The organism is Nonomuraea sp. NPDC049378 (genome assembly GCF_055586745.1).
This window is the reverse complement of record NZ_JBVJHP010000028.1, coordinates 1-24813: the sequence shown is the minus strand read 5'-3', so window position 1 is coordinate 24813 and position 24813 is coordinate 1. Positions and strand designations below refer to the sequence as shown.

28 protein-coding genes are annotated in these 24813 nt (G+C 70.1%); 11 read left to right on the top strand and 17 right to left on the bottom strand.

Going from position 1 to position 24813, the window contains the following annotated elements; genetic code table 11:
* Positions 1-29: 29 nt before the first annotated feature.
* The 5 genes from ACZ6SA_RS42315 to clpS all read right to left on the bottom strand — a co-directional run bounded on the left by ACZ6SA_RS42315 (position 30) and on the right by clpS (position 2708).
* Entirely contained in the window at positions 30-977 is a 948-nt protein-coding gene (locus tag ACZ6SA_RS42315; RefSeq protein ID WP_465834701.1) for a PLP-dependent cysteine synthase family protein, read from the bottom strand.
* 1 nt (position 978) lies between these two features.
* On the bottom strand, positions 979-1251 hold the full coding sequence (locus ACZ6SA_RS42310) for a MoaD/ThiS family protein (RefSeq protein ID WP_347621821.1): 273 nt from the start codon (positions 1249-1251) through the stop codon (positions 979-981).
* 216 nt (positions 1252-1467) lie between these two features.
* Positions 1468-1869, bottom strand: a complete 402-nt coding sequence (locus ACZ6SA_RS42305; RefSeq protein WP_132594099.1) for a M67 family metallopeptidase — start codon at positions 1867-1869, stop codon at positions 1468-1470.
* A 10-nt stretch (positions 1870-1879) separates the two neighbouring features.
* On the bottom strand, positions 1880-2404 hold the full coding sequence (locus ACZ6SA_RS42300; RefSeq protein WP_347649809.1) for a DUF2017 domain-containing protein: 525 nt from the start codon (positions 2402-2404) through the stop codon (positions 1880-1882).
* 10 nt (positions 2405-2414) lie between these two features.
* Positions 2415-2708, bottom strand: a complete 294-nt coding sequence (gene clpS, locus ACZ6SA_RS42295) for an ATP-dependent Clp protease adapter ClpS (RefSeq protein WP_132330654.1) — start codon at positions 2706-2708, stop codon at positions 2415-2417.
* Positions 2709-2754: 46 nt separating this feature from the next.
* On the opposite strand from clpS, the gene ACZ6SA_RS42290 reads away from it, so the two are divergent.
* Both ACZ6SA_RS42290 and ACZ6SA_RS42285 read left to right on the top strand, forming a co-directional pair.
* The gene (locus ACZ6SA_RS42290) at positions 2755-4038 is read left to right on the top strand and encodes a nicotinate phosphoribosyltransferase (protein ID WP_465834698.1); all 1284 of its coding nucleotides are present in this window, start codon (positions 2755-2757) and stop codon (positions 4036-4038) included.
* A 15-nt stretch (positions 4039-4053) separates the two neighbouring features.
* A complete protein-coding gene (locus tag ACZ6SA_RS42285; RefSeq protein ID WP_465834696.1) occupies positions 4054-4623 on the top strand; it encodes a nicotinamidase in 570 nt (189 codons plus the stop codon).
* A 10-nt stretch (positions 4624-4633) separates the two neighbouring features.
* Here ACZ6SA_RS42285 and ACZ6SA_RS42280 read toward each other — a convergent pair whose 3' ends face one another.
* From ACZ6SA_RS42280 to ACZ6SA_RS42265, 4 genes are all read right to left on the bottom strand, one after another.
* Complete coding sequence (locus ACZ6SA_RS42280; RefSeq protein WP_465834694.1) at positions 4634-4837, bottom strand: PIN domain-containing protein; 204 nt, start codon at positions 4835-4837, stop codon at positions 4634-4636.
* Between the two features lie 111 nt (positions 4838-4948).
* Entirely contained in the window at positions 4949-5191 is a 243-nt protein-coding gene (locus tag ACZ6SA_RS42275; RefSeq protein WP_465834692.1) for a ribbon-helix-helix domain-containing protein, read from the bottom strand.
* A gap of 144 nt (positions 5192-5335) precedes the next feature.
* A complete protein-coding gene (locus ACZ6SA_RS42270) occupies positions 5336-5707 on the bottom strand; it encodes an STAS domain-containing protein (RefSeq protein ID WP_347649804.1) in 372 nt (123 codons plus the stop codon).
* A gap of 185 nt (positions 5708-5892) precedes the next feature.
* Positions 5893-6117, bottom strand: coding sequence for a hypothetical protein (locus tag ACZ6SA_RS42265; protein WP_347649803.1), 225 nt, complete (start codon positions 6115-6117; stop codon positions 5893-5895).
* 388 nt (positions 6118-6505) lie between these two features.
* Between ACZ6SA_RS42265 and ACZ6SA_RS42260 the strand changes: the two genes are divergently transcribed.
* From ACZ6SA_RS42260 to ACZ6SA_RS42250, 3 genes are all read left to right on the top strand, one after another.
* Positions 6506-7603 carry a helix-turn-helix domain-containing protein gene (locus ACZ6SA_RS42260; RefSeq protein ID WP_465834689.1) on the top strand — a complete coding sequence of 366 codons (1098 nt, stop codon included), beginning with the start codon at positions 6506-6508 and terminating at the stop codon, positions 7601-7603.
* Entirely contained in the window at positions 7593-8738 is a 1146-nt protein-coding gene (locus tag ACZ6SA_RS42255; protein ID WP_465834687.1) for a hypothetical protein, read from the top strand. Before ACZ6SA_RS42260 ends, ACZ6SA_RS42255 begins: the two co-directional genes overlap by 11 nt.
* A gap of 92 nt (positions 8739-8830) precedes the next feature.
* Positions 8831-9334: a GNAT family N-acetyltransferase gene (locus ACZ6SA_RS42250; protein WP_465834685.1), complete on the top strand. Its 504-nt coding sequence runs from the start codon at positions 8831-8833 to the stop codon at positions 9332-9334.
* Positions 9335-9404: 70 nt separating this feature from the next.
* Here ACZ6SA_RS42250 and ACZ6SA_RS42245 read toward each other — a convergent pair whose 3' ends face one another.
* The 6 genes from ACZ6SA_RS42245 to ACZ6SA_RS42220 all read right to left on the bottom strand — a co-directional run bounded on the left by ACZ6SA_RS42245 (position 9405) and on the right by ACZ6SA_RS42220 (position 16868).
* A complete protein-coding gene (locus ACZ6SA_RS42245; RefSeq protein ID WP_347649799.1) occupies positions 9405-11156 on the bottom strand; it encodes a DEAD/DEAH box helicase in 1752 nt (583 codons plus the stop codon).
* 134 nt (positions 11157-11290) lie between these two features.
* Positions 11291-12460, bottom strand: a complete 1170-nt coding sequence (locus ACZ6SA_RS42240; RefSeq protein WP_465834683.1) for a hypothetical protein — start codon at positions 12458-12460, stop codon at positions 11291-11293.
* An 83-nt stretch (positions 12461-12543) separates the two neighbouring features.
* Complete coding sequence (locus ACZ6SA_RS42235; RefSeq protein ID WP_465834681.1) at positions 12544-13929, bottom strand: MFS transporter; 1386 nt, start codon at positions 13927-13929, stop codon at positions 12544-12546.
* A 28-nt stretch (positions 13930-13957) separates the two neighbouring features.
* Positions 13958-14830 (bottom strand): zinc metalloprotease, encoded by an 873-nt coding sequence (locus tag ACZ6SA_RS42230; protein WP_347649796.1) that lies wholly within the window; start codon positions 14828-14830, stop codon positions 13958-13960.
* A gap of 76 nt (positions 14831-14906) precedes the next feature.
* Entirely contained in the window at positions 14907-15167 is a 261-nt protein-coding gene (locus ACZ6SA_RS42225; RefSeq protein ID WP_132509798.1) for a DUF3039 domain-containing protein, read from the bottom strand.
* Positions 15168-15260: 93 nt separating this feature from the next.
* Positions 15261-16868 (bottom strand): DHA2 family efflux MFS transporter permease subunit, encoded by a 1608-nt coding sequence (locus ACZ6SA_RS42220; RefSeq protein WP_347649795.1) that lies wholly within the window; start codon positions 16866-16868, stop codon positions 15261-15263.
* Positions 16869-17025: 157 nt separating this feature from the next.
* Between ACZ6SA_RS42220 and ACZ6SA_RS42215 the strand changes: the two genes are divergently transcribed.
* On the top strand, positions 17026-17634 hold the full coding sequence (locus ACZ6SA_RS42215; protein WP_347649794.1) for a TetR family transcriptional regulator: 609 nt from the start codon (positions 17026-17028) through the stop codon (positions 17632-17634).
* A 22-nt stretch (positions 17635-17656) separates the two neighbouring features.
* Here ACZ6SA_RS42215 and ACZ6SA_RS42210 read toward each other — a convergent pair whose 3' ends face one another.
* On the bottom strand, positions 17657-18235 hold the full coding sequence (locus ACZ6SA_RS42210) for a YqgE/AlgH family protein (RefSeq protein ID WP_132331907.1): 579 nt from the start codon (positions 18233-18235) through the stop codon (positions 17657-17659).
* A 112-nt stretch (positions 18236-18347) separates the two neighbouring features.
* Here ACZ6SA_RS42210 and ACZ6SA_RS42205 point away from each other — a divergent pair, with 112 nt between their 5' ends.
* Positions 18348-18854, top strand: a complete 507-nt coding sequence (locus tag ACZ6SA_RS42205) for a hypothetical protein (RefSeq protein WP_443155583.1) — start codon at positions 18348-18350, stop codon at positions 18852-18854.
* A 16-nt stretch (positions 18855-18870) separates the two neighbouring features.
* On the opposite strand, the gene ACZ6SA_RS42200 is transcribed toward ACZ6SA_RS42205, so the two are convergent.
* On the bottom strand, positions 18871-19488 hold the full coding sequence (locus ACZ6SA_RS42200; protein WP_347649792.1) for a TetR/AcrR family transcriptional regulator: 618 nt from the start codon (positions 19486-19488) through the stop codon (positions 18871-18873).
* 500 nt (positions 19489-19988) lie between these two features.
* On the opposite strand from ACZ6SA_RS42200, the gene ACZ6SA_RS42195 reads away from it, so the two are divergent.
* The 4 genes from ACZ6SA_RS42195 (at position 19989) to ACZ6SA_RS42180 (ending at position 24550) form a co-directional block, all read left to right on the top strand.
* Entirely contained in the window at positions 19989-20738 is a 750-nt protein-coding gene (locus ACZ6SA_RS42195; protein WP_465834676.1) for an IclR family transcriptional regulator, read from the top strand.
* 80 nt (positions 20739-20818) lie between these two features.
* A complete protein-coding gene (gene glpK / locus ACZ6SA_RS42190; protein ID WP_347649790.1) occupies positions 20819-22312 on the top strand; it encodes a glycerol kinase GlpK in 1494 nt (497 codons plus the stop codon).
* A complete protein-coding gene (locus ACZ6SA_RS42185) occupies positions 22309-23859 on the top strand; it encodes a glycerol-3-phosphate dehydrogenase/oxidase (protein WP_443155585.1) in 1551 nt (516 codons plus the stop codon). Before glpK ends, ACZ6SA_RS42185 begins: the two co-directional genes overlap by 4 nt.
* Before the next feature lie 154 nt (positions 23860-24013).
* Positions 24014-24550: a hypothetical protein gene (locus ACZ6SA_RS42180; RefSeq protein ID WP_465834673.1), complete on the top strand. Its 537-nt coding sequence runs from the start codon at positions 24014-24016 to the stop codon at positions 24548-24550.
* Positions 24551-24813 lie beyond the last annotated feature (263 nt).

The window sequence follows — 24813 nt, the reverse complement described above, 5'->3', positions numbered from 1 at the left end:
TGGGCTGTGCCGTCACAGTCCACCGGCGCTCAGGCCCAGAGCTGGCCCTCGAGGCGGTCCTCCGCCTCCTCGAGCGTGCCTTCGTACGCGCCCGTGGACAGGTATTTCCAGCCGCCGTCGGCCACCACGAAGACGATGTCGGCGCGCTCGCCCGCCTTGACCGCCTTCCTGGCCACGCCCAGCGCCGCGTGCAGCGCCGCACCGGTCGAGACCCCGGCGAAGATGCCTTCGGAGGCCAGCAGCTCGCGGGTGCGCCGCAGCGCGTCGGCCGAGCCGACCGAGAAGCGCGTGGTCAGCACGGACTCGTCGTAGAGCTCGGGGATGAAGCCCTCGTCCACGTTGCGCAGCCCGTAGACCAGCTCGCCGTAACGCGGCTCGGCGGCGACGATCTGCACATCGGGCACCTGCTCGCACAGGAACCGCCCGACCCCCATCAGCGTGCCCGTCGTGCCGAGCCCGGCCACGAAGTGCGTGACGGTGGGCAGGTCCGCCAGGATCTCCGGGCCCGTGGACTCGTAGTGGGAGCGCCAGTTGGCGGGGTTGCCGTACTGGTAGAGCATCACCCACGACGGGTTCTTCGCGGCGAGTTCCTTGGCCACGCGCACGGCCTCGTTGGAGCCGCCCGCGGCGGGTGAGGAGATGATCTCGGCGCCCCACATGCGCAGCAGCTGGCGGCGCTCCTCCGAGGTGTTCTCCGGCATCACGCAGATCAGGTTGTAGCCCTTGAGCTTGGCCGACATGGCCAGCGAGATGCCGGTGTTGCCGCTGGTGGGCTCGAGAATCGTGCAGCCGGGCGTGAGCCGCCCGTCCTTCTCGGCCTCCTGGATCATCCAGAGCGCCGGACGGTCCTTGATCGACCCGGTCGGATTGCGGTCTTCGAGCTTGGCCCAGATCCGCACGTCGGAGGCGGGTGACAACCTCGGCAGCCCCACCAGAGGCGTGCGGCCGACCGAGTCGATCAACGAGTCGAAACGCATGTCACCCACCGGCGACGGCGGGAAGCACGGTCACCGTGTCGCCGTCGGACAGCGGCGTGCCCAGGCCGCCCAGGAAACGTACGTCCTCGTCGTTGAGGTAGACGTTGACGAAACGGCGCAGCGCGCCCTGGTCGACCAGGCGGTCCTTGATGCCGGGGTGGCGCGACTCGAGATTGCTGATCAGCTCGTCGAGCGTGGCGCCCTCGGCGTCGACGGCCTTGGCGCCGTCGGTGTAGTTGCGCAGGATGGTCGGAATGCGAACCTCGATGGCCATCGCGGTCAGTCTCCTCAGGTCAGTCGTCGTCCCATCGGCAGCAACGCCGACGGCAGGATGCGGATTCCGGGGAAGTTCCACCAGGAGATCGGCTCGCCGGACCGCCGTGCCCGTCAGGGCCGTGACGGCAGCCCGCGCAGCGGATCGCTCACGGACAGTCGTAGACGACGACAGCCGCGGTGTGCGCGAAGAGGAAGCTCTGCACCTGCCGGACCATCATGGGATGAACCTTACCTCTTCCTCGGTGATGACGCCTTCGAGGATGCGGTAGGAGCGGAACTCCACCTCGGTGTCGTCCTTGGTGGAGACCAGGACGTAGTGGGCGTTCGGCTCGGAGGCGTAGGACACGTCGGTGCGCGACGGGTAGGCCTCGGTGGCGGTGTGGGAGTGGTAGATCACGACGGGCTCCTCGTCGCGCTCGTCCATCTCCTTCCAGACCCTGAACTGCTCCATCGAGTCGAAGCGGTAGAAGGTCGGCGAACGCTCGGCGTTCTCCATCGGGATGAACCGCTCGGGCACGCCGCCCCGGCCCGCGATGACACCACACGCCTCGTCGGGATGATCGGCGCGAGCATGCGCGACGATCTTGTCCGCGAGTTCCTGCGAGATCGACAGCATGCCCCGGAAGTTACCAGAGGGCCCGGACCAGGCTGTCCTGCAGGTAGGTCAGCCAGTCGTAGGTGACGTAGGCCGGGTAGCGGGGGTCGTCTTCCGACATCATCGCGATCTCGTCGTGCACCTCCTCGGTCACGTCGAGCTTGACGCCGAGCGTCAGGCGCACGTCGTTGAGCGAGCGCAACCACGCCTGGGCCTGCTCGGCCGTGAGCTCGGCGTGGCCGGGCTCGGCGGTGTCGAAGACGGTCTGCGCGTCCGCCCGCTTGCCGTCGCGCAGCGTCGCCTCGGTGTAGCGGCGGAACTCGGCGGAGTCCTTCTCGTCCTCGTACGCCGACGGGAACAACCTGGCCAGCACCGGATCGGACGGCACCGCCGTGTCACCGATGCCGAGCGCCCGCTCCAGCGGGTCGTCGCTCGTCCGCCCCGGAGAGACGATGCCGAGCATCATCGACACGAGCGAGCGCAGCAGCGAGACCTCCGCGGCCTCGAAAACCGCGATCACGCCGCCGTTCCTGCCCGGCTTGAACCCCGAACTCACCCGTGCCGCCTCACTTGACCGAATCCGGCTGGACCGTCGCCCACAGGCCGTAGGAGTGGAGAATCTGCACATCGCGTTCCATCTCTTCACGCGTGCCACTGGACACGACGGCCTTGCCCTTGTGGTGGACGTCCAGCATGAGTTTCTCGGCCTTCTCCCTGGTATAGCCGAAGACCGTTTGGAAGACATAGGTCACGTAGGACATGAGGTTGACCGGGTCGTTCCAGACGATGGTCACCCAAGGCAGATCGGGTCGGACGTCCGATGACGGACGCTCAACGGCGATTGGAGCGGTGCTACCCACATCCCCGAGTCTGCCCTATCTGAGCCGTAGTCTTCGACTCGTGACAATGACCATGAGCACTGCGTTGCTCACAGATCACTATGAGCTGACGATGCTGCAGGCGGCCCTGCGAAGCGGCGCGGCGCACCGGCGCGCCGTCTTCGAGGTGTTCGCGCGACACCTGCCGGGCGGGCGGCGTTACGGGGTTGTCGCCGGGACGGGACGTGTCCTGGACGAGCTTGAACGCTTCCGCTTCGGTGACGAAGAACTCACCTACCTGCGCGAGCACCGGGTCGTCGATGAATCCACCCTGGCGTTTCTCGCCGATTACCGGTTTTCGGGGAACATCTACGGCTATCGCGAGGGCGAACTCTACTTCCCCGCCTCCCCCATCATGATCGTGGAGGGCACCTTCGCCGAGGCCGTGCTCCTCGAGACGATCGCGCTGTCCATCCTCAACCACGACTGCGCCATCGCCTCCGCCGCCTCCCGCATGGTCAACGCCGCGGGCAAGCGCCCCCTCATCGAGATGGGCTCGCGCCGCACGCACGAAAGCGCCGCCGTGGCCTCCGCGCGGGCCGCGTACATCGCCGGGTTCGCCTCGACCTCCAACCTGATGGCCGGCCGCGTTCACGGGGTCCCCACGGCCGGCACGGCGGCGCACGCGTTCACCCTGCTGCACGACTCGGAGCGTGACGCGTTCGAGGCCCAGATCGCCTCACTCGGGCAGGAGACGACGCTGCTGGTGGACACGTACGACGTGGCCGAGGCCGTCCGCACGGCCGTCGAGCTGGCCGGGCCCAAGCTCGGAGCGGTCCGCATCGACTCCGGCGACCTGGCGGCGGCCGCGCAGGAGGTGCGCGAGCAACTGGACGCGCTCGGGGCGTTCAACACCCGCATCCTCGTCACCTCCGACCTCGACGAGTACGCCATCGCCGCCCTGGCCGCCGCCCCGGTGGACGGCTACGGCGTCGGCACCTCCCTCGTGACCGGGTCGGGCGTGCCCACGGCGGCTCTGGTGTACAAGCTGGTGGCGCGGGAGACGGCAACGGGCAGGCTGGAGGCCGTGGCCAAGCGCTCGGTGGGCAAGCCGTCGCGCGGGGGCCGCAAGGAGGCGTACCGGCTCTTCGACGAGACGGGCCACTGCGACACCGAGCTGATCACGACCGGCGGGCTCGCCCCCGAAGGCGGCATCCCCCTGCTGCACGAGCTGGTACGCGACGGCGAGGTCGTCGGCGGGGAGCCCCTGTCCGCCGCCCGCGATCGTCACGCCAGGGCCATCACCACCATCCCCCTGGACGCCCTCCACCTCGGCAGGGGCTATGCGGCGATCCCCACCGAATTCGCCTGACGTATCGTGGCCCGTATGGGCAGCGCGCTGATCATCGTCGACGTGCAGAACGACTTCTGCGAGGGCGGCAGCCTGGCCGTCACCGGCGGCTCGCAGGTGGCGGGGGCGATCACCCGTCACGTGGCCGACCACCCCTACGACCATGTGGTGGCCACCCGCGACCACCACATCTCGCCCGGCGACCACTTCTCCGACACCCCCGACTACGCCTCCACCTGGCCCGCCCACTGCGTCGCCGGCACGCCCGGCGCCGACTTCCACCAGGCCTTCGACCTGTCGGAAGTGGACGAGGTGTTCAGCAAGGGCGCCTACGCCGCGGCGTACAGCGGGTTCGAGGGCACCTCACGCGACGGGGTGCCGCTGAAGGAGTGGCTCCAGGAACGCGGGGTGCGCGAGGTCGACGTGGCGGGCATCGCCACCGACCACTGCGTGCGCGCCACCGCCCTCGACGCGCTCCGACACGGGCTGGAGGTGCGGGTGCTGCTCGACCTCACGGCGGGCGTGGCACCGGCGACCACGGAGGCGGCGCTGGCGGAGCTGAAGTCCGCCGGCGCCACCCTGCGCGGGACGCCCGTACTGGGCTGACCTGGGCCGGTCAGTTGGCGTCGGCGGGGAGCACCGTGAAGGCGTCGCCCCAGAGCGGCTTCATCGCCCGGAAGTGCCGCTGATCTAGCGTCAGCACCCTGGTCGTCTGGTAGCGCGCGGCCAGCAACGCGACGGACGCGTCCGTCAGCCCCACCGCCATGTCGCCATCGCGGTTGATCAGGTCTGCCGCCCGCTCGACGTCGTGTCGGGTCATGGGGATGAGGTCATACGTCCCCCGCCCGACCTCCCGAAGGTAGTCGAGCTCGGTGCTCCTTGGCGGCCTTGTCGACGGCGGCGAGTGCACCACTCGTGTCGAGGATGAGCATCAGTCGAGCCCGTCCCTTCCGAACCCTTGCGCCAGGACGTCGTCGACGCTTCCGGCGAAGCTCGGGTCGCCGCTGTCGAACAGCGGGAGTTTGGGACGGGGTCGTTCGCCGACGATCTCCTCGGCGAGAGCGCGTGTGACCGCCTCGCGAATGTAGTCCCCTTCGGACATCTCGTGCGCGCGGGCCGCCTCGGCGACCCGGCTCAGGACGTCCTCGGGCAGGTACAGGCTCACTTCAGGCACCTCTCCACGGTAACCCGGCACCCCTGCGGCACCGGCGATCACGAAGAGTACTCACATGGCGACGCTACGGTCATGTGTAGGTCAACGCCCGCCGGAGGCAACCTCATACGGCGAGGGAAGAATCTTCACCCGCGCGACAGATTTTCAGACCCGGGTCAGCCGCAGGGCGTCGTCGGTGTGGTCGAAGACCTCGAAGGCGTGCCGGAGACCGGTGATCGACAACACCCGCTCCATCACCCCCTGCACCCCTCCGAGCAGCAGCCTGGTCTCCCTGGCCTCGCAGCGCTGCAGGACCTCGACGAGCTCGTTCATGCCCATCGAGTCGCAGAACCAGACCGCGCTCAGATCCATGACCAGGAACGGCTTCGGGGGCAGCTCCCACACGCGCTGCAGGTGCTCTCTCAGCACCGGCAGCCCGTTGACGTCGAGCTCGCCTTCGAGTCTGATGATGACGGCGTTGCGAGAGAGGCCGGAAGTGACGATCAGCGTCGACCTGCCGGTGGCCTCAGACGACATGGGCGGAGCCCTTCTGCATATCCCAAGACAGCCAATCGTGGTTGTTGCCGCTTGAGTCGAGCTTCTAACAGGAGGTCACTGCTCTGTGTCCAAACACACAGAGTCACTCAGCGTGACCGCGCCCGCGGCGGCGCGGTCGGCACGCGCGCAGCGCAGGGGGCGGTGCGCCGCGCGCGGTGACCTCCTCAGGTCGCTCCGAAGGTGATCAGGTAGGCGAGGGCGAGGACGGAGAGGACCACGAGCAGGGCGCTCGTGCCGCTGACCACCATGATCAGGCGCGTACGCTTGAGCAGCCCGCGGATCGCGGCCAGCGTCAGCGTGATCATGGTTGCCAGCATGAAGAGGGACATGGTCCGGGAGTCGGATGACATGGGCGTGGCCACCGAGAGGTGGAGGACTAATGTGGTCATGAAGGTTTCCCTGGTGCGGAGACGCGCTCTGACAAGAAATCCGGGATCGCGGGCCACCCTTCGCTGTCGTCTCAGGGGTGCCTGCGCTCGTTTTCCGCGCGGGATGCCGCTCTGGCCTGGTACGGCTCATGGGACTCGGGTCGCGATACCACCTCCACCTCTATTCAGTAAACTTCAGCTTTCATTAACTGAATCTCTATGTGCAGAGATTTACCCACTCTCAACCCACACATTCCCCCTTGGCAGCCACGGAGCTGTGGCTAGACTGGTGCTTCCTGTGCGATCCGTTCGCGCACGTAGCCCGGTTGTGCTGCCCTAGCTGCGACTTCTTCACCGACTTCGTCACTGGGGTTTATATTCACTGAAGTTCACTTGAATGAGGCTTGGCATGAGCGGTGACGAACCCGCGCGGACCGCGCTGGCGCGCCGGCTGCGCGAGCTCCGCGACAGCCGATGGCCCGGGCTGCGGGTCACCCAGGCACAGTTGCGCGACGCGTTCGGGGTCAGCGTTCCGCTGATCTCGTCGTGGGAGTCGACCCACCTGATCAAGATCCCGCCCGTGCACCGCCTCGAGAAGTACGCCGCGTTCTTCGCCACCCGGCGATCGCTGGCCAACGGGCACGCCCGCGTGCTCCCCCTGTCGGACATGACGGCCGAGGAGCTGGCGGAGCACCGCGCCCTGCTCGACGAGCTCACCCGGCTGCGCAAGAACGCGCTGCGCTTCCAGGGGGCCGAGAGCTCCGACCCGGAGCCGGACGCCCTCCATGACGGACCGTGGCACTTCGCCGACGGCGAACCGATCACGATCATCTGCTCGCAGATCCCCCACGACGAGCGGGAGAAGATCACCTACGCGGACCCGTCGAGCCCCGACTACATCGAGCTCTACAAATACTCCGATCTTGACTCCCTGTTCGAGCTGTGGGGCCATGTCAGAGCCGCCAACCCGCACAGCCTCGTGACGCTGCGCGCGACGGAGGACCTTCGCGCCGACGACCTCACCACCCACGTGGTGCTCCTCGGCGGCGTCGACTACAACGAGGTCACCGCGTACATGCTCTCGCGGATCGAGCTCCCGGTGCGGCAGGTGCCCGACTGGGAGGGCGAGAGGGGGCCGTACTTCGAGGTCGACGAGGGCGGCGAAACGCACAGGCACTACACCGTCACCAGCGGCTCAGGCGATGGCGTGCGGCTCACAGAGGATGTCGGCTTCTTCTACCGCGGCGTCAACCCGGACAACACCAGCCACACCTTGACCATCTGCAACGGCATGCACTCGCGAGGCGTCTACGGCGTGGTGCGCGCGCTCACGGACGCGCGCTTTCGCGACCGGAACATCGCCTACCTGCGTGACCGGTTCCGCGACGCGGAGGCGTACAGCCTCCTCACGAGGGTCAGGGTGCAGGGCCGCGTCGCCGTCACACCCGACTGGACGGTCGCCTCGTACCGGCTACACGAATGGCCGGGTCCCCTCCATGGAGCATGAGAGAGCGCAAGCCGGCACGGAGCATCATCACGGCTCCCACAGGCACCTGGTCGACCTGTACCACGAGCACGCGGGGTCCGGGACCGTCGACGCGATCGTCGTACCGACGATCCGGCATCCCAGCTGGCTCGGCCACGCGATCCGCCTGGCCGTCGCACTGGACTGCCCGCTGGTGACCCTGCACAGCCGCAGGTGGAGCCGCCCGGACGAGGCGGCGGCGCTCCTGCTGCCGACCGGCGTGGACCACATCGTGATCGACGTCGACGACACGGCCCGGCTCAACCTGCCGGACTTCGCGACCTCCGCGCTGGTGAAGGGCACGCCGTTCCACCGCGCGACCGATCTCAGCGCCAAACGCAACACCGGGCTGCTCCTCTCCCGCCTGATGGGCTGGCAGCGCGTCGTCTTCCTGGACGACGACATCGTGGTCGGAGGGCACACGGAGGTCGCGGCGGCGGCGGCCCTGCTCGACGACTATGACGCCGTGGGCATGCACATCGGCGGTTACCCGGACAACTCCGTGGTGTGCCACGCGCATCGGCTCACCGGCGGCGACCAGGACTCGTTCGTGGGCGGCGGCGCCCTCGCCGTCGAGACCACCCGCAGGCCGTCGTTCTTCCCGAACATCTACAACGAGGACTGGTTCTACCTGCTGGGCGAGACGTCGCTGCGCCGGCTCGCGGTGACGGGCATGGTGACCCAGCGCCCGTACAACCCGTTCGACCGGCCCGTCCGCGCCCGTGACCAGGAGCTCGGCGACGTGCTGGCGGAGGGCGTCTACTGGCTCCTCGACGGCGACGGGGCCAGCTGGGAGGCCGCGACCCGGCCGGCGCACTGGACGAGTTTCCTGGCCAGGCGCAGGGCGTTCGTCGAGGACGTGCTGCGCCGCGTCAGGCTGCGGCCCGGCTCCACCGACCGCACCGCCATGGAGGAGTCGCTGCTGGCCGCGCTCGGCCGGCTCAAGCTGATCACCCCGGACTTCTGCGTCTCCTACCTGCGGGCATGGAAGGCGGACCGCCATCGCTGGGCCGGCCACCTGGCCGGGATCCCGCAGCTCGAATCAGACGTGGCGGACGCCATGAAGTGGGTGGTCCGGCCGGGGGCCAAGCCGCTGCGCTGGTGGGCGTCCCGGTAAACGCCTGTTGATTCAGGGGAGCGGCATCCGGGAATCTGTGGTCCGTGGGGGCCTCCGAAATTCGCAAAGCCATCCATACTGACCTTCCTGCCATGGTCCGGTCCCTCGGCCAGGAGGCCTATTTCGCCGACCGGCTGGGCAGGCAGGACACCGGCCACGGACTCCTGCTCGTCGCCTGGGACGGCCAGGAGGCGGTGGGCGACGTGTACGTCTGGCTGGCCCCGGCGGAGGAGCCCGAGTTACGCGCCCATCTACCGGGCGTGGCCCTGCTCACCCACCTGGAGGTCGTGCCCTGGCGGCGCAAGCAGGGCATCGGGACGGAGCTGCTGTGGGCGGCCGAGGACCGGCTCTCCGCCCTGGGCCACGACCGGATCGCCCTGGGCGTGGGGCTGGACAACGGGGACGCGCAGCGGCTCTACCTGCGTCTCGGATACGCCGAATGGCCGTACGGGCAGGTCGCCACGACAGAGGTCGTCTACCACCCGGACGGCCGGCGCGAGCTCCGGCCTGAGCGGTGCCGCATCATGGTCAGGCGCCTCGCCGCGTCGGACGAGCCGCCCGCCAGAGGTGGCGGGCGAAGCCCTCCCGTCAGGTGAAGACACCATCTCCACCACGACGGGAGCCGTCCCATCGGGCCGGCACGTCACCGGTCTCTGGCAGGTGCGCCTAGCGCCGCTGGGTGGCCCAGCGGCGGATGGTGGCGATGCGCTCCTGGATCTGCTCGGCGGTCGCCTGGGCGATCGGCGGGCCGCCGCAGGCGCGGCGCAGCTCGGAGTGGATGACCCCGTGCGGCTGGCCCGTGCGGTGGTTCCATGCGCCGACCAGGCCGTTGAGCTCGCGCCGCAGCTCGGCGATCTGCTCGTGCGGCGCCAGCGTCTGCCGCGGCTCGTCGGCCGGCTGCTTGCGCTTGGCGGCCTGCTGGTCGGACTGGCGCTTGCGCAGGAGCGTGGCCACCTGGTCGGGCTCGAGCAGGCCGGGCAGGCCGATGAAGTCTTCTTCCTCGGCCGAGCCGAGCTCGGCCCCCGTGCCGAACTCGCCCCCGTCGAACAACACCCGGTCGAACGTGGCCGACGTCTGCATCGTCTCGAACGGCAGCTCGTCGCCCAGGACGTCGGGGTTGTCCTTCTCGCGGTTGGCCTGTTCGAGGAGGGTGTCGTCGAGGCCGTCCTCCGGCGGCCGCTTGTTGAGGACGTGGTCGCGCTCGACCTCCATCTCGTTGGCCAGGCCCATGAGCGTGGGCACCGAGGGGAGGAAGACGGACGCGGTCTCGCCGCGCTTGCGGGCGCGGACGAACCGGCCCACGGCCTGCGCGAAGAAGAGCGGGGTCGAGGTCGAGGTGGCGTAGACGCCCACGCACAGGCGAGGGATGTCGACGCCCTCGGACACCATGCGCACGGCCACCAGCCAGCGGTCCTGGGACGCGGCGAACTGCTTGATCTTCTTCGACGCGCCGGGGTCGTCGGAGAGGACCACGGTGGCGCCCTCGCCGCTGATGTTGCGCAGGTGGCGGGCGTAGGCGCGGGCGGTCTCGTGATCGGTGGCGATGACCAGGCCGCCGGCGTCGGGGACGCCCCTGCGCACCTCGGTGAGACGGCGGTCGGCGGCCTGCATGACCTGGCGGATCCAGTCGCCCTTCGGATCGAGCGCGGCCCGCCACGCCTGGGAGAGCTGGTCCTTGGTGAGCGGGGTGCCCAGGGTCGCGGCGATCTCGTCGCCGGCCCGCGTGCGCCACTTCATCTCGCCGGAGTAGGCCAGGAAGATGACCGGGCGCACGACCCCGTCGTCGAGGGCGGGGCCGTAGCCGTAGGAGTAGTCGGCGACGCTGCGCTTGAGGCCCTCAGCGTCCTCCTCGTAGGCGACGAACGGGATGGGGTTGTCGTCGGACCTGAACGGGGTGCCGGTGAGCTGGAGCCGCCGTGCGGCGGGCTCGAACGCCTCGCGCACGCCGTCGCCCCATGACTTGGCGTCGCCCGCGTGGTGGATCTCGTCGAAGATCACCAGGGTCTTGCGCGCCTCGGTGCGCGCCCTGTGCAGCGCCGGGTGCATGGCGACCTGCGCGTAGGTCACCGCCACCCCGGTGTAGTCGCGCGACGTGGCGCCCTGGCTGTTCTTGAACTCGGGGTCGATGTTGATGCCCACCCGCCCGGCCGCGTCGGCCCACTGGCGCTTGAGGTGCTCGGTGGGCGTCACGACGGTGACCGCTCTGATCACCCCGTTGGCGAGCAGTTCGCTGGCGATGCGCAGGGCGTAGGTCGTCTTGCCCGCGCCCGGGGTCGCCACGGTGAGGAAGTCGCGCGGGTCTCGCCTGAAGTAGAGGTCGAACGCCTCCTGCTGCCACGCGCGCAGCTTGGGGGCGGTGCCCCATGCGGCTCGGTCGGGATAGGAAGGCGAAAGGTGGGACGCGGCGAAGGTGCTCACCGCATCACCTCTGGGGTTGGTGTGCTTCGCTTTCTCACAGTGACCCTAGAGTAATCGGGCCCACCGACAAGACGTGCCGTGAGCCGAGGATTCTGGCCAAGGTGATCCTCACGTGTTAGGGGGCGGGCGGGCTCTCATCCCGGCCGCAGGCTCGTCATGACCGTGTCGAGTTCCTGCCTGCGCTCGGTGCCGGCGGGCTGGAGCAGCCCGACGAGCAGGACGGCCCTGGCGCCGCGAGTGAGGAGCATCACTCGCAGGAAGGCCGGCCGGTTGACCACGTCCCGATATTCCGCCCGCAGTGCCCGGGTGTGGCCACCCGGAACCTGCCTGTCCTCGACGACGGTCACGCGGTCCCCTTTGAGCAGGAGCCTGGAGTAGAGCGCCGCCGCCTCCTTGGCGGCCTTCCCCGCGTCCTTCACCGACGGCATCGGTCTGGCCATGACGAGTGCTCCGGCGTCGTCCCTGATGACCGAGGTGAACCCGGTCACGGGCGGCACCGGCCCCTCGCGCCACCCCTGCGGCAGCGCCGCCGACACCCCCGCCCGCGAGTCGCTCAGCCGGCCCGTCTCCGCCGGCGGGGCGGTGAACCGCAGCACCACGACGGCCACCACCACGATCAGCCCCGCCCCGGCAGGCAACGCCACCAGCGCTCCCGCCCACCGGCGCCACCTCCTGCCGCCCACCCGCCCGCGCGCGCCGGGATCGGCCGGAGAGCCGTAGAGGCGGGCCGACGGCGGCAGGGGCTCGCCGGCCGGCGACTTGGCGCTCCCACGGCCGCGTCCGCCGCCGAACCCGTTGTCCTGCCCGTTGTCCGCGCCGTTCCGAAGGCCGGGGTACGTGGCCCGGCGGATCCGCGGGTTCCACGGCTCCTCGTCCTCCGGGGCAGGGCCGAGGTCCAGCGGATGGGACCGTTCCCGTCGTCTCCGCGACGGCCCGTCATCACGCTCTGGGAGGTCCCCCCAGCCCGTCTCGTACGGGACCTCGGGAGAAGCCCCCCAGCCGGTGTCGCCAGGCTCGGACGCAGACCCCCAGCCCGCCTCCTGAGCAGGATCGGGCACGGACCTCTCGTTCCGCTCCGGCGCGGGATCCGCGGGCGCGGGAGGGCGCCTGGCATCGGCGGCGGTGTCCCTGACGCTCGCGAAGGGGTTCTTGCCCCGCCGCGGCCTCCCGTCGCGGTGCGCGCCCCACACGGGCTTGCCGTCCTCAGGAGAGGTGCGGCCCTCGGGAGGGGTGCCGTCCTCGGGAGGGGTACGGCGGTGCCGGGCGCCCGTCTGCGGGGGCCAGACACGGTGATCACCCTCCATGACACCTCCTTGTCCCGCTGTCCTATCACTCCTCGCGACGAGGATCAGGCGATCCGTTGTCGTTGTGACAGGAGAGGCGGAATTCAGCGGGTGCGGCCGGCGAGCACGGTGCCGCTCAGCGCGATGGTGGCCATGAGGATCGAGATGACGACGAACCCGGTGGCGATCTCGGAGGAGGAGTGCCCGATCAGGTTGACCAGCGCGCCGCCGACGCCGATGGACAGCGCCGAGCCCAGCATGTCCGTCACCGACAGCGACGCCGAGTTGGCTCCCTGCTCGTTGACCGGCGACTGCTTCAGCGCCGTGATGCTGACCGTGGTCATGCCGAACCCCATCCCGAAGCCGGCGATGATCCACGCGGGCACGGCGATCCATCCGCTCACCCCGGGCAGGACGGCCAGCAGGCAGAGCAGGACCGCGACGGCGATGCATCCCATGCCCAGCCGGATCCGCAGGTGCGCCTGCCCTTCTTTCCTGCTCTGCAGGTAGGAGCCGGCGGACCAGCCGAGCGCCCCGGTGGTCAGCGCGACGCCCGCGCTCGACAGGTCGAAGCCCTTCACCTCCTGCAACACCAGCGGGATGAAGGAGTTGACGCCGAAGAAGGCGGCCGAGAAGAAGCCGCGCATCATCACCGTGGTGGGCAGCCCGCGCCCGAACCGCAGCGCCCGTGGAGGCAGCAGCCGGAACAGCCCGTACGACAGGGACGCCAGCCCCGCCACCGTCTCCAGGGCCCCCGTGACGGGATGCAGGTGCAGCCGGTCGACGCCGTGCAGCAGCACCCCCGCGCCGGCGGCCGCGGCGGTGGCGGCCAGCGTCATGGCCACCGGCCTCGACCTCGGCCCGCCCGACGAAGCCTCGCCCGGCGATGAGGGCTGCCGCAGCGCCGGGACGAGCATCACAAGCGCGGGCACCACCAGCGGGATGATCCCGAAGAAGACGAAGCGCCAGCCCCAGTTCTCCGCCACGAATCCGGCCACGGCCGGGCCCACCATGGCGGGCACCACCCAGGCCGCGGAGAGGGCCGCGAACGCCTTGGGCCGCGACTCCACCGGATAGACCCGGGCGATCATCACGTACAGCGCCACGATGGTGGTTCCCGCCCCCAGCCCCTGCACGGCCCGCGCCACGAGGAACATCACCGCCGACGTCGCGACCCCGGCCAGTGCCATCCCGATGACGAACAGCACCACTCCCGTCACGAACGGGACGGGGTAGCCGCGTCGGTCGGACCAGAGGCCGGCCACCACGTTGGCGAACAGGCTGGCGATCAGGAAGGCCGAGAAGCTGATCCCGTAGAGGTTGAGCGCGTCGAGCTCCTCGGCGATGGCGGGCATGGCGACGCCGACCGACATGCCTTCGAAAGCGACCAGCGTGACCACGAGGAGGATGCCGAGGGTCGCGGTACGGTAGCGCGAACCGAAGATTCGCGGCGGCTGGTATGGAGTGTCGAGTGCCTTCGGTGCTGTCACCAGCACATCGTAGTCAGCGCCGCATCGCTCACGGCGTCGCCTGCCGGTACGCCGCCCACATCTCGTGCATCCGCTTGGCCTGTCCTTGGGTGAACTCCGACATGCACCGGTCGTGGGCGTAGTCCATGAAGTTGTGCACGGGGTCAAGGCCCGCCTTCGCGCAGGAGTCGGCGCGCTCGGGGCAGCCCTTCGTCGGTTTGGCCTGGGCGGGGGTGTCGTCGATGCCGTCGCCGGGCTCCTTGCAGCCGTTCTCGAAGGTGTGGAACAGCCCGAGCCAGTGGCCGATCTCGTGGACGCCGGTGAAGCCGCGGTTGTAGTTGGTCATCGCGCCCCCGGGCAGTCCGCGCCAGTCGATGACCACGCCGTCGAGCACCGGCGCGTCGGTGTACCAGTAGGGGTAGCTGGCGAAGCCCAGCATGTGCTCGCTGAGCTGGGCGATGTAGAGGTTGAGCGTGCCGGGGCCGCCCTGGTGCAGCGCGCTCTTCATGGCCCGCTCGTGACCGACGGGGTCGCCGAACCAGGCGGCGTTCTGCCGGACCGTGATGGCGTCGAGCCGGAACTGCACGCCGGTGTCCACGCCGCCGAAGCGGCCGGCGTACGCGGAGTTGAGCACGTTGATCTGCGCTTCGACCGCCTCGTCGGAGACCTGGCGGTCAGGCCGCGCGATGACGTGCACCACGGTGGGCACGGTGATCTGAGTCGGCGGCGTGACGCCAGCCAGGCGCCGGGCGAGCTCGGACCGGACCTTGGCCACGTCTCCCGGCTGGGGCGAGCGCGGCCAGGGCTCCTCCGGCGCATGACGGCTGCAACGGGCCGCGTAGGCGGCGCCGGCCTGCACCGCCGGGGCGAACCATACCGCCAGCAGGCATGCCAACGAGGCGGCCGTCGCACGCCGAGCCATAGATCCTCCACCACGGAATGAGCCGATATGGCTACAGACCGTAGCTGTTTGGCGGAGGATTACCGCTCAGCAACACTCACTGCTTGTCGTCGCCCTCGCCGTCACCAGAGGGAAGGCCCTCGTAGATCTCTTTGCACTCCGGGCAAACGGGGTATTTCTTGGGGTCACGGCTGGGCACCCAGATTTTGCCGCACAGGGCGCGGATGGGCGTGCCCGTCACCATGCTCTCGGTGATCTTGTGTTTGTCCGCGTAGTGGGCGAAGCGCTCGTGATCGCCGTCGCCGTGCGAGGTCCGCGGCGTGGTCTCCTGCTCTGGGAGGATCTTCGTGCTGCTCACCCCACCGAGTTTATGCCCGCTCGCGACCGCGTCCTCCACCCGGCGGTACGGCCCCCGCCGCGAAGGCGAGGGCCGCCCGGTCAGCCCGCCCGGTCAGCCCACATGGACCTGCACGCCCTCGGCCTTGCGCCCGGCCTTGACGAACAGCGTCAGCAGGGCGGTCAGCACGGCGATGCCGGTGCTCACCAGGAAGGCGAGGTGCATGCCGTCCATGAAGGAGTGGTGCACGGCGTCGACGATCGGCTGCGGCACCCCGGGAGGCGCCGCGCCGAAGGCGGCCGCCTTCTCCAGCCCGATCATCTGCGCGGGCGGGATCGTCTGCGCGGCGGGGCCGAGGTAGCCGGGCAGCGTGCCGGAGATCTCGGCGGCCATGACGGCGCCCAGGATCGCGGTGCCCAGCGCGCCGCCGACCTGCATGGCCGACTGCTGGACGCCACCCGCGACACCGCTCAGCTCAAGCGGCGCGTTGCCCACGATGATCTCCGTGGCGCCCACGAAGACCGGCGACATGCCGAAGGCCAGCAGCACGAACGGGATGGCGCTCGCGAGGAACGACGCGTCGATGCTGAGCTGGGACATGAGGAACATGGCGAACGCGGTGATCAGCAGACCGGCCGCCATCGTGATCTTCGGCCCCAGCCTGCCGATCGCCATGCCCGCCAGCGGCGAGGCGACGATCATGCCGGCGCTCATCGGCAACATGCGCAGGCCGGCCTCCAGCGGGGTCAGGCCGTGCACGCCCTGGAAGAAGAAGCCCAGGAAGAACATCGCGCCGAACATCGCGAACGCCACCATCATCATCAGCACGGTGCCGATGGAGATCGAGACGTTCCTGAACAGCGACAGCGGGACCAGCGGCTGCCTGCCGATCTTCTGCGCCCTGTTCTGCCAGAGGATGAACGCGGCGATCAGCACCGCGAACGCGCCCAGGAAGGTCAGCGTCGTGCTGTCGCCCCAGCCCCAGTCGGGGGCCTTGATGATCGTCCACACCAGCGAGAACATCGCGCCCGACAGCAGCAGCACGCCTAGCCAGTCGATCCGCGCCATCGTCTGCGCGCGGTTGTCCTTGATCAGGAAGACGCCCATGACGAGGGCGATGATCCCGACCGGCGCGTTGATGAAGAAGACCGACTCCCAGCTCACGTTCTCGACCAGCACACCGCCCACGATCGGCCCTGCGGCGCTGGACAGGCCGATGATGCCGCCCCAGGCTCCCATCGCCTGGTTGAGCTTCTCCCCCGGGAACGCTCCACGCAGCAGCGCCAGGGCGGCGGGCTGGAGCAGCGCGCCGAAAAGACCCTGCAGCACACGCAGGCCGATGAGCGCGCCGACGGGCGAGAGGCCGGGAATGACGCCGGCCAGTTCGGCGCTGAGACCGATGCCCACGGACGTGATCGCAAAGCCGGCAACACCGATGAGAAAGACGCGCTTGTGCCCGAACAGGTCGCCGAGCTTGCCCGCGGTGATCAGGAACACCGCCAGCGCCAGCAGATAGCCGCTGGTCACCCACTGCAGGTCCGACAGCGTCGCCTTCAGGTCGGCCTGGATGACCGGGTTGGCGATGCCCACCACCGTGCCGTCGAGCATCACCATGATGACGCCCAGGCTGACCGCCAGCAGCACCAGCCACGGATTGCCGCCGGCCCCCGTCCGGTCCGGGCCGGGCGACGACGGCGCGTTGACCGCCTTCGCTTGAGCCATGACTCCCCCTCAAATGACATATAGCCCCAGATCAGGGCATAGATATCGCAAGCCTCACTAATTTATGGCAGCCGACGACTTCAGACAACCGACTTTCACATGACGGCGTATGACTTATGGCACACTATGACAGAAAGGTTTCGAGGGAGTGACCGCTGTGGGTCTGCGTGAACGCAAGAAGGAGAAGACGCGCCTGGCGATCCTCGACGCGGCGCTCGACCTGTTCCTCGAACAAGGATACGAGTCGACCACCGTCGAGCAGATCGCGGGGGCCGTCGAGATCTCCCCCCGCACCTTCTTCCGCTACTTCACCAGCAAGGACCACCTGGTGCTGTGGTTCCACGACCACGGCGAGCAGCTCATGGTGGAGACCCTGCGCTCCCGCCCGCAGGACGAGCCGCCGTTCACGGCGCTCATGCACGCGGTGCGAGCGGTGATGAGCGACATGGAAGGCTCAACGGAGGACGAGCACCAGAGGTTCCTCAAACTCCGCCGGATCCTCGACGAGAATCCGCAGCTGATCGGCCAGTCGGTGGCCAGGAGCGCCGGCACGGAGCGCCGCCTCGCGGAGCTGGTCGCCGGGCGCAGGGGTGTGGACGCCGACACCGACCAGCTCTCCCACCTGATCGTCGCGTTCGCCATGTCGGCGATGCGCGTCGGCTTCGAGTGCCCGCGCCGCGACGGCTCGGTGCCGGAGATCACCGGCCGCATGGCAGAGACGATCGAGCTGGCCGAGCGCTCGCTGCGGCCGGGGTGGGACCTCTGAGGCGCGGGGCTCGCCGAAGGGCTCAGTTCATCGTCGGATCGTCCGGGCAGGTCGCCACGAAAGCCAGCTCGCCGTGCTGGCGCCGCAGCACGTGCCGCCAGAGCGAGCCCGGATCGGCGTGGAAGGTGTCGCCGACCTCGGAGTCGACGACGTACCAGGCGCCCTCGGCGATCTCGCTCTCCAGCTGGCCCGACGTCCACCCCGCGTACCCCGCGAAGATGCGCATCTGCGCGATCTCCCCCTGCAGGATCTCGGGCGGCGCGTCAAGGTCGACCGTCCCCAGCCTTGACACGGCCGGGGTGCCGGCGTGCAGCCTGCGCCAGCCGAGCGGCTCCTCACCGCTCGGGACCGCCGCCAGCGCGAGCGCGCTGTCGGTCTGCACCGGCCCGCCCTCGAAGAGCACCGGAGGCCCCGTGACCAGCGGATCCCACACGGGCAGCACCTGCGTCACCGAGATGTCGCTCGGCCTGTTGAGCACCACGCCCAGAGTGCCCCCGTCGTGGTCGTGTTCGAGGATCAGCACGACGCTACGCCGGAAGTTGGGGTCATCGAGGAGCGGCGTCGCCACCAACAACCCGCCGACGTAGATCGCTTCCGCCATACATCCATCATGGCGTGTATCCGGGGGCGTCCGCTCCCCTCGTGAGTCGATGTTACTTTTCGTGTCCCCTTGGGCACCTTACGTAGCAAAGATCACACTCCGGGGGGAGCGCATGCGTATCGGTACTCGTGTCGTCCTGGCCACGCTGCCCATGACCGTGGCACTGCTCCTCCCTGCCACCGCCTGGGCCTGGCCGCGGCTGGATCCGGGAGACCCGTTCACCATGACGGTCGACGACGTGGCCTGCCGCTCCGGCCGGGCGACCGTCACGCTCCGCAACGTGACCCGCCAGCTGGCAAGGTACGACCTGCGGGCCGACGGCAGGACGGTGGCGAGCGGCTCGATCCCGGCGCGCAAGACGGTCGTCAAGCAGGTCCGGGTGGGGAAGGGCAGCCGCGCCGAGATCGAGGCGTACTCGGTCGCCGAGCACAACCCCGACACGCTGATCGACTCGACCGACGTGGAGAACGACTGCCCCTGGGGCCACCACCTCGACCGCCTCCCCTTCACAGGTCCGCCCGTGGACCTCATGGCCAAGCTGGCCACGGCGGGCGGACTGGTGATCATGGGAGGCATTCTGTGGTGGTACGGCTGGATCTGGCCGCGCTCGGCCCCGTGAGCCCGGACGGCGCCCGCTAAGAGTCGGCAACGAACGCGCCGGCCCGCGCGGCGGCCAGCCCGCGCGACACCGAGCGCTCGGCGTCCCGCCGCGTCACCGGCTCCCTCGTGACCACCAGGCGGTAGTAGAGCGGGGCCGAGATCGCCCTGACCAGCTCACCGCCGTCGGTCCCCTCGGGCAGCTCTCCCCGCTTGACGGCCAGGTCAACGACGGTGGCCCACTCGTCGATGCGGCGGGTGAAGAAGGCCCGCAGCGCGTCGGCGGCCTCCTCGTCGCAGGTCCCGGCCGCGATCACCGCCTGCAGCGTGGCGCCGAGCCGCCCGTCGGTGACCGCCTCCCAGACGGACACGGCGTTGGCCAGCAGGTCACGCTCGACGTCGCCCGTGTCGGCGTGCGGCGACGACTGGTTGGCCAGCTCTTTCATGAGATCGGTCACCAGGCCGGGGGTGCTCCCCCAGCGCCGGTAGACCGTGGTCTTGCCGACGCCGGCCCTGGCCGCCACCTGATCCATGGTCAGGCCGTGGAAGCCGTGCTCGACCAGGATGTCCTGGGTGGCCTCGAGTACGGCTGCGCGTACCCTCGCGGTGCGGCCCCCCGGCCGCACGGTTCCCGCCAGACGGGAAGGTTGTTCCATCTAAACTCCTCACCGCATACCGGCATGCCCGGCTAACGGGACTCTCATCCCGTTAATGGCGCATGTTCTTACGACCCCGGCCTTTTACGGCCCGCGGCGGACCAGGTGGCCCTGCTCATCGACAGGGCCGCCGGTCTGGTCAGGCGGCGCGGGCATCTCCTTGTGGGCATGGCGTGCTCGGGCTCTCCTCATTCACGGGAGGGCTGGCGACCTCGCCGGGGTTGTGCTCGTGGCAGGTGACCCGGGGACTCGCCTCCGCCATCGCACGCCCGCCGGGCTCTCCCTGCTGACCATGTCGTTGCTGAGGGGGCATTCCGGGGTCGGGCGCGGGGCTGAACGGGGCGTTGTGGTCTGCCGGGTTCACCGCTGGCGCCATTCTAGGCCGACTCCGGCTGCCGCGCTGCTGGTGGGCGGGCACCTTTTCACGAACCGCGCGCCCGTCGACCGCCGCACGACCACCGTTCGGCAATATCGAACTCCTCTGCACTAAGGTGCGAGGTGTGGGAGAGACGATTCAATCGGTCGAGCGGGCGGCCGCGATCCTGCGGTTGCTCGCCTCGGGCCCGCGCCAGCTCGGCGTGGCCGAGCTGGCCAAGGCGCTGGGCCTGCCCAAGGGGACGCTGCACGGCATCCTGCGCACGCTGGTCCGCGTGGGGTTCGTCGAGCAGGACCGGACGACGGGGAAGTACCGGCTCGGCGCCACGCTGCTCCACCTCGGCAGCAGCTACCTCGACGTCAACGAGCTGCGCACCCGCTCGATCAACTGGGCCGACGCCCTGGCGGGGCGCAGCAGGGAGAGCGCCTGGATCGGCACCCTGCACGAGAGGCACGTCCTGGTGATCCACCACGTGTTCAGGCCGGACGACAGCATGCAGACCCTCCAGGTCGGCACCTACCTGCCGACGCACGCCAGCGCCCTCGGCAAGGTCCTGCTCGCCCACGACCCCTACGGCGAGGCGCCGGCCGCGCCGCTGCGGGCGTACACGAGGGCCACGCTCACCGATCCCAAGGCGCTGGAGGCCGAGCTCGACCAGGTCAGGACCCGCGGCTGGGCGGCCGAGACGGAGGAGCTGACGGAGGGCGAGGTGGCCATCGCCGCGCCCATCAAGGACGCGCGCGGCATCGTGGTCGGCGCCATCGGCATCCGGGGCGCCGTCGAGCGGCTGGCCCCGGACGGAGCCCTGCACATGGAGTACGTCTCGTACGTACGCGACGCCGCCCGCGCGATCACGCGCGCCCTCGCCCGCTGACTTGTCCACCCCCATGACGACCGCCTAACATTTCTCACGTCGTTCGACATTGTCGAACCCTGATCCAAGCGAGGAAGCTCGTGCCTCGACCGCACTACGTCGCAGCCATCGACCAGGGCACCACGTCCAGCCGGTGCATCGTCTTCGACGAGGCCGGCAACATCATCTCCGTCGCCCAGCGCGAACACCGCCAGATCTTCCCCAGGCCCGGCTGGGTGGAGCACGACGCGGACGAGATCTGGCAGGCCGTGCGCGGCCTGCTCGGAGAGGCCGTGAGCGGCGCCGGCATCGAGGACGCCCAGATCGCCGCGCTCGGCATCACCAACCAGCGCGAGACCACCGTGTTGTGGGACCGCGAGACCGGCCGGCCCGTCCGCAACGCGATCGTCTGGCAGGACACCCGCACCGACGCGCTGACCCGATCCCTGGCCGAGCACGAGAGCCTGTTCAAGGAGCGGGCCGGGCTGCCGCTGGCCACCTACTTCTCCGGGCCGAAGATCCGCTGGCTGCTCGACGAGACCCCCGGCCTGCGGGAGCGGGCAGAGCGCGGCGAGGTGCTGTTCGGCACGATGGACAGCTGGTTGTTGTGGAACCTCACGGGCCGCCACATCACCGACGTGACCAACGCCAGCCGTACGATGCTGATGAACATCCACACGCTGGGCTGGGACGACGAGCTGCTGGCCGCGATGGGCGTGCCGCGTGCGATGTTGCCGGAGATCCGCCCGTCCGCCGAGGTCTACGGCCGCACGGCGGGCGGCGTCCCGGTCGCCTCCGCGCTCGGCGACCAGCAGGCCGCGCTGTTCGGGCAGACGTGCTTCGCCCCCGGCGAGACCAAGAGCACCTACGGCTCCGGCAGCTTCCTGCTGATGAACACCGGTCACGAGCCGGTCGTCTCCAAGCACGGCCTGCTGACCACCGTCGGCTACCAGATCGGCTCGGGCCCGGCCACGTACGCGCTCGAAGGCGCCATCGCCGTCACCGGCTCCCTGGTGCAGTGGCTGCGCGACAACCTGGGCCTGATCTCCAGCGCGGCCGAGATCGAGACACTGGCGAGGACGGTCGACGACAACGGCGGCTGCTACTTCGTGCCGGCGTTCTCCGGGCTGTTCGCGCCCCACTGGCGCTCCGACGCGCGCGGGGTGATCGCGGGACTGACCGGGTTCGTCAACAAGGGCCACCTCGCGCGGGCCGTGCTGGAGGCCACGGCGTGGCAGACCCGCGAGGTGGTCGACGCGATGAACGCCGACTCGGGGCTCGACCTGACCACGCTGCGCGCCGACGGCGGCATGACCGCCGACAACCTGCTCATGCAGACGCTCGCCGACGTGCTGGCGGTGCCGGTCATCCGGCCGATGGTGGCCGAGACCACCGCGCTGGGCGCCGCCTACGCGGCGGGACTGGCCACCGGCTACTGGCCCGACGTCGACAGCCTGCGGGCCAACTGGCACAAGGCCGCCGAGTGGCGTCCCGCGATCGACGAAACCGTACGCGAGCGCGAATACCGCAACTGGAAGAAGGCCGTGGCGCGCACCCTCGGCTGGGTGGAGCAGGAGGAGGGGAGCAGAGCATGACACTCACGATCGGCACCGACCGCGCGGAGACCAGGCACGAGCTGGCCGGCACCGCATACGACCTGCTCGTGATCGGCGGCGGCATCCTCGGCACGTCGGTGACCTGGATGGCCGCGCAGGCGGGACTGCGGGTGGCGATGGTCGACGCGGGCGACTTCGCCGGCGCCACCTCCAGTGCCTCCTCCAAGCTCGTCCACGGCGGCCTGCGCTACCTGCAGACCGGCAACGTGCGGCTGGTCGCGGAGAACCACCGCGAGCGGCGCGCCCTGGCCGCCGACATCGCACCCCACCTGGTCAAGCCGCTGACGTTCGTGGTGCCGATCTACAAGGGCGGCCCGCACGGCGCCGCCAAGCTCGGCGCGGGAGTGTTCCTCTACTCCGCGCTGTCGGTGTTCGGCGACGGCATGGGCCGGGTGATCACGCCGCAGCAGGCCATGGCCAGGGTGCCCGCCCTGCGCTCCGACGGCCTGCGGGCCGCCGCCGTCTACGGCGACCACCAGATGAACGACAGCCGGGTCGCGGTCATGACCGTGCGGGCCGCGGTGGACGCGGGCGCGGTCGTGCTCAACCACGCCGAGGTCGTCGGGCTGCGCCAGACGGGCGGCACCGTGACGGGCGCCGACCTGCGCGACCGGCTCGACGGGACCGAGTTCGGCGTGTCGGCCAGGCTCGTGCTGAACGCCACCGGGCCGTGGGTCGACCACCTGCGCCGCATGGAAGACCCCTCAGCGGCGCCCAGCATCCGGCTGTCCAAGGGCGCTCACCTGGTGCTGCGCAGGCAGGAGCCGTGGAAGGCCGCGCTGACCACGCCCATCGACAAATACCGCGTGTCGTTCGCCATCCCGTGGGAGGACCACCTGCTCCTCGGCACCACGGACGAGGCGTACGAAGGCGACCCGGCCGCGGTGCGGGCCACCGAGGCCGACATCGCGCAGATCCTCGACGAGGCGGGCCACTCCGTACGCGACTCCCAGCTCAGGCGCGAGGACATCACCTACGCCTTCGCCGGGCTCCGGGTGCTGCCCGGCGGCCCCGGGCAGGTCGCGGCGGCCAAGCGGGAGACCGTGGTGACCAGCGGCTCGGGCGGCATGCTCTCCGTCGCCGGCGGCAAGTGGACCACCTACCGGCACATCGGCAGGCACGTGCTCGACACGCTCGCCCGCCTGCCTGGGCAGCCGCTGGGCGACGATCTCGCCGACATCCTGCCGGCCGTGCCGCTGCCGGGGCTGGCCAGTCCCGACGCGGTGGCCATGCGGCTGTGGACCGACCGCGACCCGGGCACGCGCATGGACCCGCTGGTGGCCAGGCACCTGGCCACGCACTACGGGTCGATCGCGTTCGACCTGGCGCGGCTCATCCGCGAGGACCCGGCGCTCGGCGAGCGCATCCACCCCGACGGGCCGGACATCTGGGCCCAGGCGGTCTACGCCCGCGACCGCGAGTGGGCGGCCACGGTGGACGACGTCGTACGCCGCCGCACGACGCTCACGGTGCGCGGCCTCGACACGCCCGACGTGCGCGCCAGGATCGAAAAGCTGCTCGGCTGACGGACCTGGTCCGGGTACGCGGGTCGGCGCGGCGGCCCCGGGGTTCGGCACGCGGTTCGGCGCGGCGGGTCCGCGGCGCCGAGTTCGGAGCGCGGCGGGACGGTGCCGGGGCCCCGGGAGGTGGCCTGGCGACCCGGCTGGGCAGGGGGAGGGCATGCGAACTGCCATCAACGAAGCCCTGCTCAGGCACTTCCGTGACCTGCGCGACGGCACTCATGGGCAGGCTGTCTCCCGGGACGACAAGGAGCAGGTGTTCATCACGGCGGTCGGGCTGCTGGACCCGGTGGCGCGCACCGCCCTGGACGAGCTCAACGCCGACCTGCTCCTCGGCGCCGGGGAGGTGGTCGCCAGCGGCGTCACCCGGTCACGCGAGGGCGGGCTCAACGCGATGTGGTCGCTGACGTGGCAGGAGCAGCGCGCGTGCCACGCCCAGCCGGTCGCGGTGGTCGCCCACTACGGCAGCGACTTCAACCATCCGCACCTGCGGGGCAACACCGTGGGCGACTGGCCGCTGAACGTCTTCGACGAGGCGGACGCCGCGGCGCAGCTCGGCACGTTGCGGGTGATCGCCGCCGGGGACGCCCACAACCTGGTCTTCCAGGAGAGCTATCGTCTGATGCCCGCCCTCACCCGGGAGGAGCCGGGCCAGGAGGGCCTCACACTGCCCGACGGCACGCGGGAGACCACGTAACCGGCCCGCCAGGCGCCGTGACGGCGGGATTCCATGTGCGGGTCAGCGAGCGTCTCCCTGGAGGCCCTCAGCCGCGTGCGGCGGGCGGCGTGACCTTGGCCGTGCCGTAACAGAAAATGATCTTATGCTTCGGTGAAGCCCCGCGCGCGCCCGCCGGCCGACTCGCGGACGGCGGCGGCGACGGCGGTGGACACGTCGGGGTGGAAGACGCTCGGGATGATGTAGTTGGGGCCGAGCTCCTCGGGCGTGACGACGGCGGCGAG